Origin of the sequence: Agromyces sp. C10 (assembly GCF_023217995.1) — a bacterium.
In the GTDB taxonomy this organism is placed as follows: Bacteria; Actinomycetota; Actinomycetes; order Actinomycetales; family Microbacteriaceae; genus Agromyces; species Agromyces indicus.
This window is the reverse complement of record NZ_JALPSX010000005.1, coordinates 53,911-70,176: the sequence shown is the minus strand read 5'-3', so window position 1 is coordinate 70,176 and position 16,266 is coordinate 53,911. Positions and strand designations below refer to the sequence as shown.

General features: G+C 73.6%; 16 protein-coding genes. 6 read left to right on the top strand and 10 right to left on the bottom strand.

Annotated elements, in window-relative coordinates; all coding sequences use genetic code 11:
* The first annotated feature begins 19 nt into the window (after positions 1–19).
* The gene (locus M1L56_RS06930) at positions 20–607 is read left to right on the top strand and encodes a 2-phosphosulfolactate phosphatase (protein WP_248598661.1); all 588 of its coding nucleotides are present in this window, start codon (positions 20–22) and stop codon (positions 605–607) included.
* On the opposite strand, the gene M1L56_RS06925 is transcribed toward M1L56_RS06930, so the two are convergent.
* From M1L56_RS06925 to M1L56_RS06915, 3 genes are all read right to left on the bottom strand, one after another.
* Positions 604–1,218 (bottom strand): CGNR zinc finger domain-containing protein, encoded by a 615-nt coding sequence (locus tag M1L56_RS06925; protein WP_067947009.1) that lies wholly within the window; start codon positions 1,216–1,218, stop codon positions 604–606. The two genes, M1L56_RS06930 and M1L56_RS06925, sit on opposite strands and share 4 nt — an antisense overlap.
* A 100-nt stretch (positions 1,219–1,318) precedes the next feature.
* On the bottom strand, positions 1,319–1,816 hold the full coding sequence (locus M1L56_RS06920) for a SprT-like domain-containing protein (protein ID WP_067947011.1): 498 nt from the start codon (positions 1,814–1,816) through the stop codon (positions 1,319–1,321).
* 66 nt (positions 1,817–1,882) lie between these two features.
* A complete protein-coding gene (locus M1L56_RS06915) occupies positions 1,883–3,022 on the bottom strand; it encodes a sorbosone dehydrogenase family protein (RefSeq protein ID WP_248598660.1) in 1,140 nt (379 codons plus the stop codon).
* A gap of 47 nt (positions 3,023–3,069) precedes the next feature.
* On the opposite strand from M1L56_RS06915, the gene M1L56_RS06910 reads away from it, so the two are divergent.
* The 4 genes from M1L56_RS06910 to M1L56_RS06895 all read left to right on the top strand — a co-directional run bounded on the left by M1L56_RS06910 (position 3,070) and on the right by M1L56_RS06895 (position 7,026).
* Positions 3,070–3,831, top strand: coding sequence for a LamB/YcsF family protein (locus M1L56_RS06910; protein ID WP_248598659.1), 762 nt, complete (start codon positions 3,070–3,072; stop codon positions 3,829–3,831).
* An 8-nt stretch (positions 3,832–3,839) separates the two neighbouring features.
* Entirely contained in the window at positions 3,840–4,475 is a 636-nt protein-coding gene (locus tag M1L56_RS06905; RefSeq protein ID WP_308198824.1) for an allophanate hydrolase subunit 1, read from the top strand.
* Positions 4,472–5,332 (top strand): biotin-dependent carboxyltransferase family protein, encoded by an 861-nt coding sequence (locus M1L56_RS06900; protein ID WP_248598657.1) that lies wholly within the window; start codon positions 4,472–4,474, stop codon positions 5,330–5,332. Before M1L56_RS06905 ends, M1L56_RS06900 begins: the two co-directional genes overlap by 4 nt.
* A gap of 68 nt (positions 5,333–5,400) precedes the next feature.
* A complete protein-coding gene (locus M1L56_RS06895; RefSeq protein ID WP_248598656.1) occupies positions 5,401–7,026 on the top strand; it encodes a glycoside hydrolase family 10 protein in 1,626 nt (541 codons plus the stop codon).
* A gap of 116 nt (positions 7,027–7,142) precedes the next feature.
* Here the strand turns inward: M1L56_RS06895 and M1L56_RS06890 are convergent, their stop codons facing one another.
* The 7 genes from M1L56_RS06890 to M1L56_RS06860 are packed head-to-tail and all read right to left on the bottom strand — an operon-like array spanning position 7,143 to position 12,444.
* Positions 7,143–7,997: a spermidine synthase gene (locus tag M1L56_RS06890; RefSeq protein ID WP_082847036.1), complete on the bottom strand. Its 855-nt coding sequence runs from the start codon at positions 7,995–7,997 to the stop codon at positions 7,143–7,145.
* A gap of 24 nt (positions 7,998–8,021) precedes the next feature.
* Complete coding sequence (locus tag M1L56_RS06885; RefSeq protein WP_248598655.1) at positions 8,022–8,780, bottom strand: fused MFS/spermidine synthase; 759 nt, start codon at positions 8,778–8,780, stop codon at positions 8,022–8,024.
* Positions 8,781–8,806: 26 nt separating this feature from the next.
* Positions 8,807–9,595, bottom strand: coding sequence for a hypothetical protein (locus tag M1L56_RS06880; protein ID WP_248598654.1), 789 nt, complete (start codon positions 9,593–9,595; stop codon positions 8,807–8,809).
* Positions 9,592–10,290, bottom strand: coding sequence for a hypothetical protein (locus M1L56_RS06875; protein WP_248598653.1), 699 nt, complete (start codon positions 10,288–10,290; stop codon positions 9,592–9,594). Before M1L56_RS06875 ends, M1L56_RS06880 begins: the two co-directional genes overlap by 4 nt.
* A complete protein-coding gene (locus tag M1L56_RS06870) occupies positions 10,287–10,934 on the bottom strand; it encodes a hypothetical protein (protein WP_248598652.1) in 648 nt (215 codons plus the stop codon). Before M1L56_RS06870 ends, M1L56_RS06875 begins: the two co-directional genes overlap by 4 nt.
* A 9-nt stretch (positions 10,935–10,943) precedes the next feature.
* The gene (locus M1L56_RS06865) at positions 10,944–12,131 is read right to left on the bottom strand and encodes a hypothetical protein (protein ID WP_248598651.1); all 1,188 of its coding nucleotides are present in this window, start codon (positions 12,129–12,131) and stop codon (positions 10,944–10,946) included.
* A 16-nt stretch (positions 12,132–12,147) separates the two neighbouring features.
* Positions 12,148–12,444, bottom strand: coding sequence for a hypothetical protein (locus M1L56_RS06860; protein WP_067950392.1), 297 nt, complete (start codon positions 12,442–12,444; stop codon positions 12,148–12,150).
* A gap of 312 nt (positions 12,445–12,756) precedes the next feature.
* On the opposite strand from M1L56_RS06860, the gene rpoB reads away from it, so the two are divergent.
* Positions 12,757–16,248 (top strand): DNA-directed RNA polymerase subunit beta, encoded by a 3,492-nt coding sequence (gene rpoB / locus M1L56_RS06855; protein WP_067950390.1) that lies wholly within the window; start codon positions 12,757–12,759, stop codon positions 16,246–16,248.
* The last annotated feature ends 18 nt before the right edge of the window (positions 16,249–16,266 follow it).

Here is a 16,266-nt window from a genome sequence, read left to right as displayed (position 1 = left end):
CGTCGCGTAGCCTGTCGCGGTGAGCGAGACGACCCCGGCCGCGCCCGCAGCGCAGGCGAAGTACCAGGTGCGGTTCGACCAGGGCCCCGACGCCGTGCACCGCATCGCCGACGGCGTGCACGTGGTCGTCTGGGTCGACCAGACGACGGATGCCGCAGCCGACTCGCCGGCCGACGCGCCGATCGTGCCGCGGGCCGTGCTCGACGCGGCCCCCCACCACGCCGCGGTGCTCGCCGCGAACCTCCGCGACGCGGCGGCCGCCGCCGCGTGGATCCTCGCCGAGCAGGAGCGCCTGGGACGCCGGGCGTACCTCGCGATCGTCGCGGCGGGCCGGGCCGACGGCGGGTTCGCCGCCGACGACGTGCTCGCCGCCGGCGCCGTCATCGACGCGCTCATCGAGCTCGGCATCGACGACACGTCGCCCGAGGCCGCCGTGGCCTCCGCCGCGTACGCCGGGCTGCGCCGGGCCGTGGCGCACCTCGCGACCGCGTCGGCCGAGGGGCGCCGCGCGATCGAGGAGGGCGTCGACCCGGCGTCGCTGCGACGCGAGGCCGCTCGCGATGCGTCGGCGAGCGTGCGCGTCGCGCGCGCGGGCGCGCCGGCCTAGGCCGCGGTCAGCTGCACCTTGCCCGACTTCCGGGCGCGGTGCGCGCGCACCTTCGCCCGGTTGCCGCACCGCTGCATGGAGCACCAGCGGCGGCTCGCCGCGCGCGAGGTGTCGAGGTAGACGATGCCGCAGTCGCCCGCGCACACGCGGACCCGGCCGTCGTTCGCCGCGCCGAAGCAGTCGACCGCGTCGCGCGCGATCGTCGAGAGCGCCTGGGCGACCGTCTGGACGGAGCGACCGGCCTGGCGCGATCCGCCGTCGAGCGTCGGCGGGATGTCGGGCGTGGCCGCGTAGAGGTTCACGACGTCGACGTCGGCCGGGCGGAGCTGCTCGCCGCGCCCGGCCGCGAGGGCGAGGCGGGCGATCGCGTCGCGCAGCGCGACCGCGTCGAACAGGTCGCGCGACCGCGCGGTGCCGACGGCCATCGGGAACCGCTCTCGCATCCACGCGCTGAGGTCGTCGGGCGCGTGGAGGCGCTCGGGTGCGACGGCGACGGGCAGGCTGCCCGTGTACGCGAAGTCGAGGGCGAACGAGCCGGAGTCGAACCACCACCGGCCGCTGTCGTCGGTGAACCACTGGCCGACGGGGATCGAGACGGTCGAGACTGGCACCGCACCAACCTACCCGTTCGGCCGGGCCCGTTGCTCCCCGAGGCGGTGACGGATGCCGCGCCGCGCATGCGTCGGCGGACGATCCGCTCCACGCCCTGGGCTACTCGGCGGCGGCGCTCGCCGCCGCACGCCGCATCGCACCCGTGATCTCGCGGCGGCGCCACACGATGAGGTTGGCGCGATCGAAGCCGCGTCGGCACAGCCCGCAGCTGAGCGGCCGGGACGGAGCCCGGTACCGGTAGTGCTCGTGGCCGGACGGGCAGTGGCCGACCCACGGGGCGAGCTCATCGGCGACCGCGCCGTCGTGGGTGCGGCGCCCGACGTACCCGAGGGAGGCGGCGGTGCGCGCCCACTTCGGACCGTGCCCGGCGCGCGGCCCGGCGATCGCGTGGGCGACCTCGTGGAGCAGGATCTGGTGGATCTCGTCGTCGTCGTATCGGGCGGCCAGGTAGCGGGAGACCGAGATGCGCTTCTCGGAGTAGTTGCACAGCCCGGCGCGCTTCTTCGCGTTGTCGAACTCGAACGACCACACGGACGGGTCGAGGTGCAGGGCGATGAGCGCCTCTGCCCAGACCCGAACGCGTCGGAGATCCGCCATGCGAACGACAATAGCGCCGACCTCCGCGATCGCCACCGATTTCGGCGGCGCCGCGTGCGGGGGCGGTCAGTCCGTATCGGACACCCGGATGCGCAGCAGCCGGTCGTCGCCCTCGCGCGGCGAGCCGCGTCCGTCGGTGTTGTTGGTGAGGGCCCAGAGCTCGCCGTCGGGGCCGGCGATGACGTCGCGGAACCGTCCGTACTCGCCGGCGTACGTGTCGACGACGTCGGTCGGCGACGTGATCGCAGGGGAGGCCCACCAGAGCCGTGCGCCCCGGAGCGCGGCGACCACGACCGTGTCGCCCACGACCGCGATGCCGCTCGGGCTGGCCTCGCCCGTCGGCCATTGGACGGCCGGGTCGGTGAACCGGGCGTCGTCGGCGCGGCCCTCGACCTCCGGCCAGCCGTAGTTCCCGCCCGGCACGATCCGGTTCAGCTCGTCCCACGTGTTCTGGCCGAACTCCGCCGCCCACATGCCGCCGGCGGCATCCCAGGCGATGCCCTGGACGTTGCGGTGGCCGAACGACCAGACGAGCGAGTCGAACGGGTTGTCGGGCGCCGGCTCGCCCTCGGGCGTCATGCGGAGGATCTTGCCGCCGAGCGACTCGAGGTCCTGCGAGGAGTCCCGGTCGCCCGCGTCGCCCGTCGTGACGTACAGCAGGCCGTCCGGGCCGAACGCGAGCCGGCCGCCGTTGTGGTTGCCTGCCCGGGGGATGCCCGTGAGCACCGGTTCGGCCCGGCCGAGGCCGAGTTCGCCGGTGACGCCGGTGAGCGGCATCCGCACCACCCGGTTGTCGGAATCGGACGTGAAGTAGGCGTACAGCGATGCGGCGTCGTCGGCGTCGCCCGGCCGGTGCGCGAGGCCGAGCAGGCCGCCCTCGCCGCCGGCCGCGACGCCCTCGACCACGCCCGCCTCGCGGAGCGTGCCGTCCTCGAGCACCTCGACGATGCGGCCCGAGTCGCGCTCGCTGACGAGCACGCCGCCGTCTGGCAGGCGCACCACCGACCACGGCGCCTCGAGCCCCTCCGCGATCACCTCGGGCGCGCCCGTCGGGGCCACCGCTGCCGGCCGGGTGGGCGCCGGTTCGGTGGGCGAGGGGACCGAGGTCGCCGAGGGCGAATTGACCACCGGCCCCGACCCGGGGCCCGGCGCGCACCCCGCGAGCAGCACGACCGACGTCGCCGCCGCGAGAACCCGTGCGCGCATGCCACCTCCCCGGTCCAGTCTGCGCGACGCGACGGCAGAATGGGAGCATGGAGCGGGCCATCGACCTGAACGCCGACCTCGGCGAGGGGTACGGCGCGTGGCGCATGGGCGACGACGACGCGATGTTCGCCCTCGTCACGAGCGCCAACGTCGCCTGCGGATTCCACGCGGGCGACCCGCTGACGATGGCGCGGAGCGCCCGCCTCGCCGTCGAGCACGGCGTCGCCCTCGGAGCCCACCCCGGCTACCGCGACCGCGCCGGGTTCGGGCGGCGCGAGCTCGCGGTGACCCCCGAGGAGGCGGCCGCCGAGGTCGTCTACCAGCTCGGGGCGCTCGCGGCGGTCGCGCGCACCGCCGGCACCGCGGTGCGGTATGTCAAGGCGCACGGCGCGCTCTACCACCGGCTCAACGCCGACCGGGCCGCCGCCGTCGCGGTCCTCGAGGCGCTCGCCGCGTTCGATCCGGCGATCGTGGTGCTGGGGCCGCCCGCGGGCGAACTCGAGCGCGCGGCGGGGGAGACCGGCATCCGCTACGCCCGCGAGGCGTTCATCGATCGCGGCTACCTCGCCGACGGCCGGCTCGTGCCGCGCACGCATCCGGGTGCGCTCGTGCACGATCCGTCCGCCGCCGTCGACCGCGCGCTCGAGCTCGTCGAGACCGGCGGCGTCGCGGCCCACGACGGGAGCCGGGTCGAACTCGAGCCCGACTCGCTGTGCCTGCACGGCGACACCCCCGGGGCGGTCGGCCTGGCGCGCGCCGTCCGGGCCGCGCTCGACGCCGCGGGTCACGAGCTGCGTCCGTTCGCATGACCGGCCGGGTGCGCCTCCTGCCCTCTGGACCGGGGGCGCTGCTCGTCGAGGTGCCGTCGGCGGCCGACGTGATCGCGCTGCGCGAGGCGCTCACAGCATCGGCTCCCGAGGGAGTCGTGGAACTCGTGCCGGCGGCGCGCACCCTGCTCGTCGTCGTCGATCCCGCGAGCCTGCCCGTCGAGACCGCGGCGAACTGGGTGCGCCGCGTCGCCGAGTCGCCCGACGACGCGCGGGCCGCGGCCGCCTCCGGCTCGGACGGACCGGCCGTGGTGGTCGAGGTGGACTACCGCGGCGACGACCTCGCCGACACCGCCGACCTCCTCGGACTCTCGCCCGAGGCGCTCGTGGATCGGCACGTGGCGACCGAGTGGCGGGTCGCGTTCATCGGCTTCGCTCCGGGCTTCGCGTACCTCATGGCCGACGACTGGCCCTTCGACGTGCCGCGCCTCGACGTGGCCCGCACGCGCGTGCCGGCGGGTGCGGTGGGGCTCGCCGCGGGCTTCTCGGGCGCCTACCCCCGCGAGAGCCCGGGCGGCTGGCGCCTGGTGGGGCGAACGGATGCCACGCTGTGGGACCCGCGCGCCGACCCGCCGGCGCTCCTCGCACCCGGCCGCACCGTGCGATTCCGGGCGGTCGGACCGTGACGGCGCTCCGCGTCGAGGCGGCGGGGTCGGTGCTCGTCCAGGACCTGGGCCGGCCCGGGCTGGCGCACCTCGGCGTGGCCGGGTCGGGGGCGCTCGACCGTGGCGCGCTCGCGCTCGCGAACCGGCTCGTCGGCAACCCGGACGACGCGGCGGGGCTCGAGGTGGTGCTCGGCGGGTTCCGTGCGGTGCTCGACGCCGATGCGTGGGTCGCGGTGGCGGGCGCCTGGGGGCCGATGCACGTGGGCGGCCGGCCGGCGTGGCCGTACCGCGCGCATCGCGTCCGCGCGGGGGAGGTGCTCGAGCTGGGAACCGCCGAGCGGGGCCTCCGGTACCTGCTCGCGGTGCGGGGCGGCATCGACGAGCCGCCCGTGCTCGGCTCACGGAGCCACGACACGCTGGCCGGGCTGGGGCCCGAGCCCGTGCGCGCCGGGCGCGTGCTGCGCGTGGGCGCCGAGCCCGCGGCATCCGTGCCCCTGCTCGACGAGGACGCCGCCTACCCGCCGCCGGCGGGCCCGGTGACCCTGGGCCTGCTGCCCGGGCCGCGGGCCGACTGGGTGACGGACGCCGCGCTCGCCGCGCTCTACGAATCCCCGTGGCGGCTGTCGGCGTCGGCCGACCGGATCGGAGCCCGACTGGAGGGGCCCCCGCTCGCGCGCGCCGTCGTCGACGAGCTGCCGAGCGAGCCGACGGTCGCCGGCGGCATCCAGGTGACGGGGGCGGGCGTGCCGACGGTGCTGCTCGCCGACCGCCCGGTCACGGGCGGGTACCCGGTGGTCGCGATCGTGGAGCCCGCCTCGCTCGATCGGCTCGCCCAGGCGCGGCCCGGCCAGGAGGTGCGGTTCCGCCACGCGAGATGAGTCTGGAAATTGTTCGTCAACTCGGGCATAGTGACTGGAAGTAATTTCCGTCCCTACCCGGAGGATCGATGACGCCCTTCCGCACTCCCGAACCCGCCAAGCCCGCCGTCGGCGTCGACCGGCGCGGCTTCCTCACCCTCGCCGTCGCGGGCGCGGCCGCCTCGGCCTTCACCGTCACCATCGGCACCATGGCCGCGCCGACCTCGACCGCGCACGCCGCCGAGGGCGCCGCCTTCGCCCCGCGCAAGCGCGAGCTCCGCGCGATGTGGATCTCGTCGGTCGTGAACATCGACTGGCCCTCGCGAACCGGCCTCTCCGCCGACCAGCAGCGCGCCGAGTTCCTGCGCTGGCTCGACGTCGCCGAGCAGTTCCGGCTCAACGCGGTCTTCGTGCAGGTGCGACCGACCGCCGACGCCTTCTGGCCGAGCCCGCTCGAGCCGTGGTCGCAGTACCTCACGGGCGTCCAGGGACAGGACCCCGGCTACGACCCGCTCGCCTTCATGATCGACGAGGCGCACGCGCGCAACCTCGAGTTCCACGCCTGGTACAACCCGTACCGCGTCTCGATGCAGGCCGACCCCGCCAAGCTCGTCCCCGAGCACCCGGCCAGGCAGCACCCCGAATGGGTCTGGGCCTACGGCGGCAAGCTCTACTTCGACCCGGGCCTGCCGGAGACGCAGGAGCACATCCAGCGCGCCATCCTGCACTCGGTCGAGCACTACGACCTCGACGGCGTGCACTTCGACGACTACTTCTACCCGTACCCCGTGGCCGGGCAGACGATCCCGGATGCCGCGACCTTCGCCACCCACGGCGGCGGCTTCACCGACATCGCCGACTGGCGCCGCCACAACGTCGACACGTTCGTGCGGACGATCTCCGAGCGCATCAAGCAGGCCAAGCCCTGGGTGAAGTTCGGGATCAGCCCCTTCGGCATCTGGCGCAACCGCGCCACCGACCCGGCGGGCTCGGAGACCGCGGGCTCGCAGTCGTACGACAACCAGTACGCCGACACCCGCCGATGGGTGCTCGAGGGCTGGCTCGACTACATCAACCCGCAGATCTACTGGCAGTTCGGGCTCGCCGTCGCCGACTACCTGAAGCTCGTGCCCTGGTGGGCCGACCTCGCGGCGGAGTCCGGCACGCACCTGTACATCGGCGAGGCGCTCTACAAGGTCACCTCGGGCGTCTCCACCGACCCCGCCGAGCTCGCGAACCACCTCGACTTCGATCGCGAGATCGACGCGGCCGGCACGCCCGTGCACGGCAACGTGTACTTCTCGGCCAACCACATCCCGGCCGACCCCAAGGGCTCGATGAGCCTCGTCCGCGAACGGCACTACGCGCACCCCGCGATCGTGCCCGCCATGGAGTGGCTGCCCGCGACGGCCGTGCGACCGCCCGTGCTCGCGAACGTCTCGCGCACCGACGGGGGCGTGCGCCTCGCGTGGAACGACGCCGCCCCGGGCTCCGTGCGCGCGACCTCCTTCGCGGTGTACCGCGTGGCGGGCGACGGTCCGGTCGACGTCGAGGACGCGACCGCGCTCGTCGCCACCCTGCGCGCGGTCGACGGGGTGCGCCAGACGTGGACGGACGCCGCGGCCGAGCCGGGGCGCACCTACTCGTACGCGGTCACCGCGCTCGACCGGGTGTGGAACGAGTCGGCACCGAGCGCCGTGCGCACCGTGCGCTGAGACCGCGGCCCGGGGTCGGATCGGGGGACGTCGGTCGACCGGGCCGCTGCGGCGGACGAGGGGACTCGAGCCCCCTCGTCCGCCCGAGCGGGGCGGCCGCTGGGGGCCGCCCCGCTCTACCGCTTCGAGACGAAGACTGAGCGCGACGGCGGCGGGGACGGGATCGCCGTGGCATCCGTCACCACCGGCGCGCCCGCGATGAAGCGCGTGAGCTCCTCGCCCTCGACGAGCTTCGCGGGGGCCGGGTCGCTCGCGAGGCGACGGGGCAACGCGTCGAACGGCAGCGGGTCGGCCGAGGCGTACATGACGACGTTGCCGAAGCGCCGGCCCTTCAGCATGCCGGTGTCGGCGGCGATCGCGACGTGCTCGTGGACGTGGGCCAGGGTCGCCGCCTGCGACCGGGCGAACGCGAGCCCGGCGCCGTCGGCGACGTTCACGACCACGATGCCGCCCGGGGCGAGCCGCGGGGCGATGAGCGAGTGGAACTCGGCGCTCGTCACGTGCGCGGGCGTGCGCGCGCCCGAGAAGATGTCGACCACGACGACGTCGACCGTGCCGGTGAGTCCCGCGGGCAGCTTCGCGAGCACCTCGCGCGCATCGCCGTGCCGCACGCGCAGCTGCGCCCCGCGCGGCAGCGGCAGCCGCTCGCGCACGAGGTCGACGAGGTCGGACTCGAGCTCGATGACCTGCTGGCGCGAACCGGGGCGCGTCGCGATGACGTACCGCGGCAGGGTGAACGCCCCGCCGCCCAGGTGCACGGCCGTGATGGGCTCGCCCGCCGGGCGCACGAGGTCGATCGCGTGGCCGATCCGCCGCACGTACTCGAACCCCAGCCACTCGGGATCCTCGAGGTCGACGTGCGACTGCGGGGTGCCGTCGACGTAGAGCGTCCACGCGCCCGGGCGCGTGCGCGACTCCTCGAGGCGCGCGACGTGGCCGCTCACGGCGAGGCGTCGTTCCAGTTCCGGCACGGATGCCACGCTACCGCCGCTCGCTCAGCACGCGCCCCACAGCACGACGTCGAGGCGCGCCCCCTCGAGCAGCTCGGCCGGGAACGGACCGGCGTCGCGGAGCCGCTCCCGGACCCGCTCGGGCATGGACGGGCCCGCGACGAGCACCGCGTTCCCCTCCTCGGCGCCGGACAGCACCGCCGGATCGCCCGCGACGAGCAGCGCGGCGGCGGGGTCGGCCCGGGCGACGGCCCGCGCCTGCGCGGCCAGGCGCGTCCCGCCCGCGGCGTCGGCGACGTTCACGACGAGCACGCCACCGGGTGCGAGCCGCTCGAGGCACGCCCCGAGGAACTCCGGACCGTCGACGAAGGCGGGCGCGTCCAGCCTCGTGTAGAGGTCGACGATGACGAGGTCGAAGCGGGCGCCGTCGGCGGCGAGCCGTGCGACGGCGTCGCGCGCGTCGGCGACGACCACGTCGATGCGCGCCTGTCCCGGCAGCGGCATCCGCTCGGCGACGAGCTCGACGACGCGCGGGTCGGCCTCGACGACGACCTGCGTCGAATCGGGTCGCGTCGCCTCGACGTACCGGGCGAGGCTCATCGCGCCGCCACCGAGGTGGAGCACCGCGATGGGCGCCCCCGGGTCGGCGATCGCGTCGACGACGTGGCCGATGCGTCGCACGTACTCGAAGAAGAGGCGCGTCGGGTCGGCCGCGTCGACGTGCGACTGCGCGGCCCCGTCGACGAGCAGGGTCAGCCCGGTCGGCGAGAACACGTCGCGTTCGAACTCGATGCGGGATGCCACGCCTGCATCGTGGCACGGCCCGCCGGTCAGGTCGAGGCCCCGAGTCGGCCGAGCGGGGCGCGCATCGCGCGCGCGGCCTCGTCGGGGCTCACGGTGCCCTGGAGGCGCAACCACTCGATCGCACGCCGACGGTCGTCGAGGAGTCGCGTGCGCTCCGCCTCGGGGAGCGCCGCGATCGCCTCGTCGAGGGCGCGGTCGCGGTCGAGACGGTCGCCGGGGGATGCGGCATCACGCGGCCGCGGCGGGGCGGTCCGGTGGGGGAGCACACGGGCGAGGACGACGTTCGCCAGGCCCAGCGCGGCGACGGCCGCGGCGAGGCCGACCCACGCGGTCCAGGCGGGCACGTCCTGGCGAGCGCCCACGAGCGCCGTGCCGATCCCGATGAGGACGGCGAGCACGGCGGTGCCGCCCCCGATGCCCGCGGCATCCGGTCGCCCGCGCAGGGCGCGGACCAGGAGCCCGAGCTGGACCACCGCCGCGACGAGGAGCGAGACGCCAGCGACGGGGACGGCAACGGCGCCGTCGACGTCGCGTACGCCGAACGCGTCGCCCGACAGCGTCGCGAGCCCCCAGATCGGCGCCCAGACGATCGCGAGCAGGACGAGCCCGCCGAGGACGATGCCGACGCCGAGCACCGCGCGGAACCCGGGTCGCGAAGTGCGCACGCCGGATGCCGCAGGCCCCATCAGGCGGAGCACGGCCGGGTGCTCGCGCAGCACGTGCGCCTCGAGCTCCGACCACGGCACGCGCGCCCCGCGCGGGAGCGTGCGCGCCCACTCGGCCGCGGTCGGGACCTGCCGCGGGGCGCGTCTCACCGGCCGGCCCCGCCGGGCCCCGCGGCGTCGACGACGGATGCCGCCTGGGCGGCCGGGTCGGGCCACGCCTCCCCGGTGCGGAAGCCGACCCCCTCGGGCAGCGCTGGTGCCAGCCAGTCGCCGTCGTCGCGCACGCGGCGGAGCCCGGACACGAGCTCGCGCGCGAGGTCGACCACGTGCGCCAGCATGGGCGGCGGCACCGGGTCGAGCGTGGCCAGCACGAGCTCGTCGTCGCCGGCGAAGCACCACTGCAGCCCCGCGAGCTGCTCGCCCGAGCCGCCCGGCATCGGCGCGCCGTGCACCCACTCCGCCCCGTCGCCGAGCCCGGCGCCCTCGATGCGCGTCACGAGCGCGGTTCGCGGCGCGGCCCGGAGGTCGCGCGCGACGGCCGCACGACCGGGCGACGGCAGCACCGCGATGCGCAGCGTCGCGCACGCGGGAGCGGTCGGCGAGAGGAGGAAGAGGACGAGTCCCTCGTCGCCGCGCGAGTCGAGGGCGTGCTCGAGGATCGCGGGCAGCAGCTCGACCGCCTCGGCGGGCCAGTGCGCGGCGGAGGCGGCGACGTCGTCCGCGGCGCGCGCCAGCCACGCCGCACGCTCGTCGCGGACGAGATCGCGGGGGAGCGGGAGGGCCCAGGGGACAGGGGCGTCGAGGAGCAGGTCGTCGCGGCGGCCGGCGGCATCCGTCGTGGTCATGCGCGCCCCGCGCCCGCCGTGTCGGACGTGGACGAGCCGGGCGGCAGCCAGCGCAGCGTGGCGACGTGGGCGTCGATCGCGAACCGCGTCGCCGCGAGGAGCGGGTCGTCCTCGGGGGTGTCGGGCTCATGCGGCAGCACCGCGGTGAGCAGAAGTGCCCTCCGGCGCCCCGACCCGGGCACGGGCGTGAGGTACCGCACCGTCGTCAGGCCGATGCGGACGGCCTCCTCGGTGCGCACCTCGCGCGTCTCGAGGCGGATGAACCGGCGGTCCTCGCCGAGCGGCGTCGCGCCCCGCGCGATGAGCCCGGCCACCAGGTCGTCGAGCGTGGCCCCGTCCGGACCGGTCTCGATCGCGGCCGTGACCGACGCCGGCACGAACGGGGCGTCGCCCTCGCGCTCGAGCTGCATCATCACGGCGACGCCGCCGCTGCGTCGCAGCCCCGCGAACGCCCGCTCGACGGACGCGCGCGCCGCCGCCCACAGGTCGGGGCGATGCGCGGCCATGAGGCGTTCGCGTAGCCGGGCGAGCAGCAGGTCGCGCGACTCGTCGCTCGCGTCGAGCCGGGCCCACCCCTCGGGGAGCAGCATCGCGAACTCGGGATCGCGATCGGCGCCGAGTGCGGCGCGCAGGCTCTCAGACACCACGCGAGCCTACCGATCCGCGCCCACGACGCCGTCGTAGAGGCGGCTGTACAGGCCCTCGCCGGTGCCCCACGAGAGGCCGGTGTTCACGCGGCCGAGGTGCGTCCACCAGGTGCCGATGAGGATGTCGGCGGGGCGGGCCGAGCCGAGGGAGCCCGCGGCCTTGCCCGTGAAGAACCGGGCGAGCGAGTCGACGAGGCGCCCGTCGGTGCCGTGGTTGCGCGCGAAGTGCGAGAAGCCGTTGCGGATCGCCTCGACGCCCGACCCGGAGAACCGGAACGCGGCGCTGCCCGAACCGAGGATCGTCGACACCTCGGTCCGGATGGCGCTGCGGCCGGCACCGGTCAGCAGGCCGCCGAACACGTCGTCGACGAACTTCGGCGTCCCGATCTTGCCGAGGCTGCCGAACGGGATGACCCCGATGGCCGCGAGGATCACCTCCTTCCAGCCGGTGTCGCCTCGGGCCTTCCGGTAGATGGTGAGCGCGAGCACGGTGATCGCGACGATCGCCGACAGGGCGCCGATCAGCGGCCCGGCGATGACGATCGAGGCGATGGCGAGCGCGAGGCCGACCCACTTCAGCACCTCGAGCGTGCCGGCGACGAAGCCGTCGACGCGATCCCAGAAGCCGTCCTCGATGCGGCCGTCGAGCACGTCCCCGACGTTCGCGGCGGCCCGTTCGAAGGCCGCCTCCCAGGTGTCGTAGTCGTCGTCGAAGGCGGTCGCCTCGTCGGACCACGCGTCGTACGCCGCCTGCTTGGCCCGGTCGAGCCCGGCCTGGTCGGCGGCCTCCGGGGTGTCGGCATCGGCGGCCGCGAAGGGAGGACGCTCGCCCTCGCGGAAGCCGGGGGCGCGCAGGTACGCCTCCCACAGCTCGTCGCACTCCTCGGCGTGCGCGTCGAGTCGCGGCTGGAGCTCGGCGAGGGCCTCGCCGTACGCGCGGACGACCGGCCCCGTGGGGCGGTACAGCTCGCCGGCGAGGCGCAGCTCGCGGTGCACGTCGCCGACGACCTCCGCGAGCCGGTCGACGGCGAGTCCCTGCTGGCCGGACGCCCCGTCGGCGATCGCCTGGAGGGTCGCGGCGCTCTCGATCATGTCGGTCCCGAGCTGCTCGATCTCGGTCCCGCGGCGCCGGATGGTCGCAGGGTCGCCCTCCAGGTGACGGATGGCGCGACCCCTGGGGGTGTACGGGTGCATTCCGGGTCCCCGCGTCTCAGTCGGCCGTGAGGCCGGTGGCGGTCTCGGCGTCCCACGCGCGGAAGCCCTCGAGGACCCCGTGCACGTGCTCCTGCACGCCCGCGACGTCCTCGGCGAGGTTCTGCCGCCGGTTGTTCCAGCGGTCCTCGAAGTCCTCGACGGCCTCGCGCAGCTCGTCGCGGCCGAACGGGTCGCCGATGGCGGCCTCGAGCACGTCGGCGCGAGCGGATGCCTCGCGGAGCTCGGTCGTGATGGCCTGCAGCTTCGCGTCGAGCTCCGCGAGCCGGTCGTACGTGATGAGGACGTCGGTCATGGGCTGCCTCCGTAGGGTCATTGCCACGCTACGACGGCGCCGGGCGCGGGGTCGATGGGGAGCGATCCCCATGCCGACGGGGCCGGGAAAGCTGGGTTATACCCGAGATTCGCGGAGAGGTCAAGAATCGACTGGACATGGCGCGTCTCGCGTTCTATGCTTGACCTTTGCGCTCCCAGACCCACTATGCCTTCATATTGCGGTCGGCTTCTGCGTGTCGGGTGTCCCGGCATCCGCACTTCGTCTGAGGGGTCAACTCCAACCACCACCGACAGTGAACCGGCCCCCGAGGGGGCCATGGAGGTCATTTCCTTGGCTGCTGCGCGCAACGCATCCACGCCCACCCCCAAGAACGGACGCGGTGCAAGCCGCCTCTCGTTCGCGAAGGTCACCGACACCCTCACCGTACCCGACCTGCTCGCCCTGCAGACCGAGAGCTTCGACTGGCTCGTCGGCAACGACGCGTGGAAGGCGCGCGTCGAGGCGGCGGTCGAGCAGGGTCGTCAGGACCTGCCCGAGACCACCGGTCTCGAGGAGATCTTCGAGGAGATCTCGCCCATCGAGGACCTCGGCGAGACCATGCAGCTCTCGTTCACGAACCCCGAGCTCGAGCCGCCGAAGTACACGATCGACGAGTGCAAGGAGAAGGGCAAGACCTACTCCGCTCCGCTGTACGTCAACGCGGAGTTCATGAACCACCTCACCGGTGAGATCAAGACCCAGACGGTCTTCATGGGCGACTTCCCGCTCATGACCCCGAAGGGCACCTTCGTCATCAACGGCACCGAGCGCGTCGTCGTGTCGCAGCTCGTCCGCTCGCCCGGCGTCTACTTCGAGCGCACCCCCGACAAGACGTCCGACAAGGACATCTACTCGGCGCGCGTCATCCCGAGCCGCGGCGCCTGGCTCGAGTTCGAGGTCGACAAGCGCGACCAGGTCGGCGTGCGCATCGACCGCAAGCGCAAGCAGTCGGTCACGGTGTTCCTGAAGGCCCTCGGCCTGACCTCCGAGGAGATCCTCGAGGAGTTCGCCGGCTACGAGTCCATCGCCCTCACCCTCGAGAAGGACAACATCCTCACGAAGGAAGAGGCGCTCAAGGACATCTACCGCAAGCTGCGTCCGGGCGAGCAGGTCGCCGCCGAGGCCGCGCGTGCGCTCCTCGACAACTTCTACTTCAACCCGAAGCGCTACGACCTCGCCAAGGTCGGCCGGTACAAGATCAACAACAAGCTCGGCCTCGAGGCCCCGCTGACCGACTCCGTCCTCACCGTCCAGGACATCGTCGCCACGATCAAGTACCTCGTCGCCCTGCACGAGGACCGTCCGACCCTGCCCGGCCGCCGCGGTGGCAAGGACGTCGAGATCCGCCTCGACGTCGACGACATCGACAACTTCGGCAACCGTCGCATCCGCGCGGTGGGCGAGCTGATCCAGAACCAGGTCCGCACCGGCCTCTCGCGCATGGAGCGCGTCGTCCGCGAGCGCATGACCACGCAGGACATCGAGGCGATCACCCCGCAGACCCTGATCAACGTGCGACCGGTCGTCGCCGCGATCAAGGAGTTCTTCGGCACCTCGCAGCTGTCGCAGTTCATGGACCAGAACAACCCGCTGGCCGGCCTCACCCACAAGCGCCGCCTGTCGGCGCTCGGCCCCGGCGGCCTCTCGCGCGACCGCGCGGGCGTCGAGGTCCGCGACGTGCACCCCTCGCACTACGGCCGCATGTGCCCGATCGAGACGCCGGAAGGCCCGAACATCGGCCTCATCGGCTCGCTCGCGTCGTTCGCGCGCATCAACTCCTTCGGCTTCATCGAGACGCCGTACCGTCGCGTCGAGAACGGCAAGGTCACCGACCGGATCGACTACCTCACGGCGATGGAGGAGGACGACTACATCGTCGCCCAGGCCAACGCGCCGCTGAAGGCCGACGGCCACTTCCAGGAGGAGCGCGTCCTCGCCCGCAAGAAGGGCGGCGAGGTCGACCTGTTCCCCGCCGACGAGATCGGCTACATGGACGTCTCGCCGCGCCAGATGGTCTCGGTCGCGACCTCGCTCATCCCGTTCCTCGAGCACGACGACGCGAACCGCGCCCTCATGGGTGCGAACATGCAGCGCCAGGCCGTGCCGCTGCTGCGCAGCGACTCGCCGTTCGTCGGCACGGGCATGGAGGGCTACGCCGCGATCGACGCCGGTGACGTCATCACCGCCGACAAGGCCGGTGTGGTCGCCGAGGTCTCGGCCGACGCCGTCACGCTGCAGCTCGACGAGGGCGGCACGCAGACCTACTACCTGCGCAAGTTCGACCGCTCCAACCAGGGCACGTCGTACAACAACCGCGTCGTGGTCTCGGCCGGCGACCGCGTGGAGGCCGGCGAGGTCATCGCCGACGGTCCCGCGACCGACAACGGCGAGCTCGCGCTCGGCAAGAACCTCCTCGTGGCGTTCATGCCCTGGGAGGGCCACAACTTCGAGGACGCGATCATCCTCAGCCAGAACCTGGTGAAGGACGACGTCCTCTCCTCGATCCACATCGAGGAGTACGAGGTCGACGCCCGCGACACCAAGCTCGGCAAGGAGGAGATCACCCGCGACCTCCCCAACGTGAGCCCCGACCTGCTCGCCGACCTCGACGAGCGCGGCATCATCCGCATCGGCGCCGAGGTCCGGCCCGGCGACATCCTCGTCGGCAAGGTCACGCCGAAGGGCGAGACCGAGCTCTCGGCCGAGGAGCGCCTGCTCCGCGCGATCTTCAACGAGAAGAGCCGCGAGGTCCGCGACACGTCGCTCAAGGTCCCCCACGGCGAGCAGGGCACGATCATCGGCGTCAAGGTGTTCGACGCGCAGGACGGCGACGACGAGCTCGGCTCGGGCGTCAACCAGCGCGTGGTCGTCTACATCGCCCAGAAGCGCAAGATCACCGAGGGCGACAAGCTCGCCGGCCGCCACGGCAACAAGGGCGTCATCTCGAAGATCCTGCCGGTCGAGGACATGCCGTTCCTCGCCGACGGCACGCCGGTCGACGTCATCCTGAACCCGCTCGGCATCCCCGGTCGAATGAACTTCGGCCAGGTGCTCGAGACCCACCTCGGCTGGGTCGCCAAGCAGGGCTGGAAGGTCGACGGCAACCCCGAGTGGGCCAAGCGCCTGCCCGAGGTCGCCCGCGAGGCCGAGCCCGGCACGAAGGTCGCCACGCCCGTGTTCGACGGTGCGCTGGAGGAGGAGATCGCCGGTCTGCTCGACTCGACGCTCCCCAACCGCGACGGCGAGCGCCTGATCGACTCCAGCGGCAAGACGCAGCTGTTCGACGGCCGCTCGGGCGAGCCCTTCCCGTACCCGGTCTCGGTCGGCTACATGTACATCCTGAAGCTGCACCACCTCGTCGACGACAAGATCCACGCGCGTTCGACGGGCCCGTACTCGATGATCACCCAGCAGCCGCTCGGTGGTAAGGCGCAGTTCGGCGGTCAGCGATTCGGCGAGATGGAGGTGTGGGCCCTCGAGGCCTACGGCGCCGCCTACGCCCTGCAGGAGCTCCTCACGATCAAGTCCGACGACATCCTCGGCCGCGTCAAGGTGTACGAGGCCATCGTCAAGGGCGAGAACATCCAGGAGCCCGGCATCCCCGAGTCCTTCAAGGTGCTCATGAAGGAGATGCAGTCGCTCTGCCTGAACGTCGAGGTCCTCTCGGCCGACGGCACCGCGGTGAGCCTCCGAGACACCGACGACGAGGCGTTCCGCGCCGCGGAGGAGCTCGGCATCAACATCTCCGCGCGCTTCGAGTCGTCGAACATCGACGAGATCTGATCCGCCAGGTACGAGAAG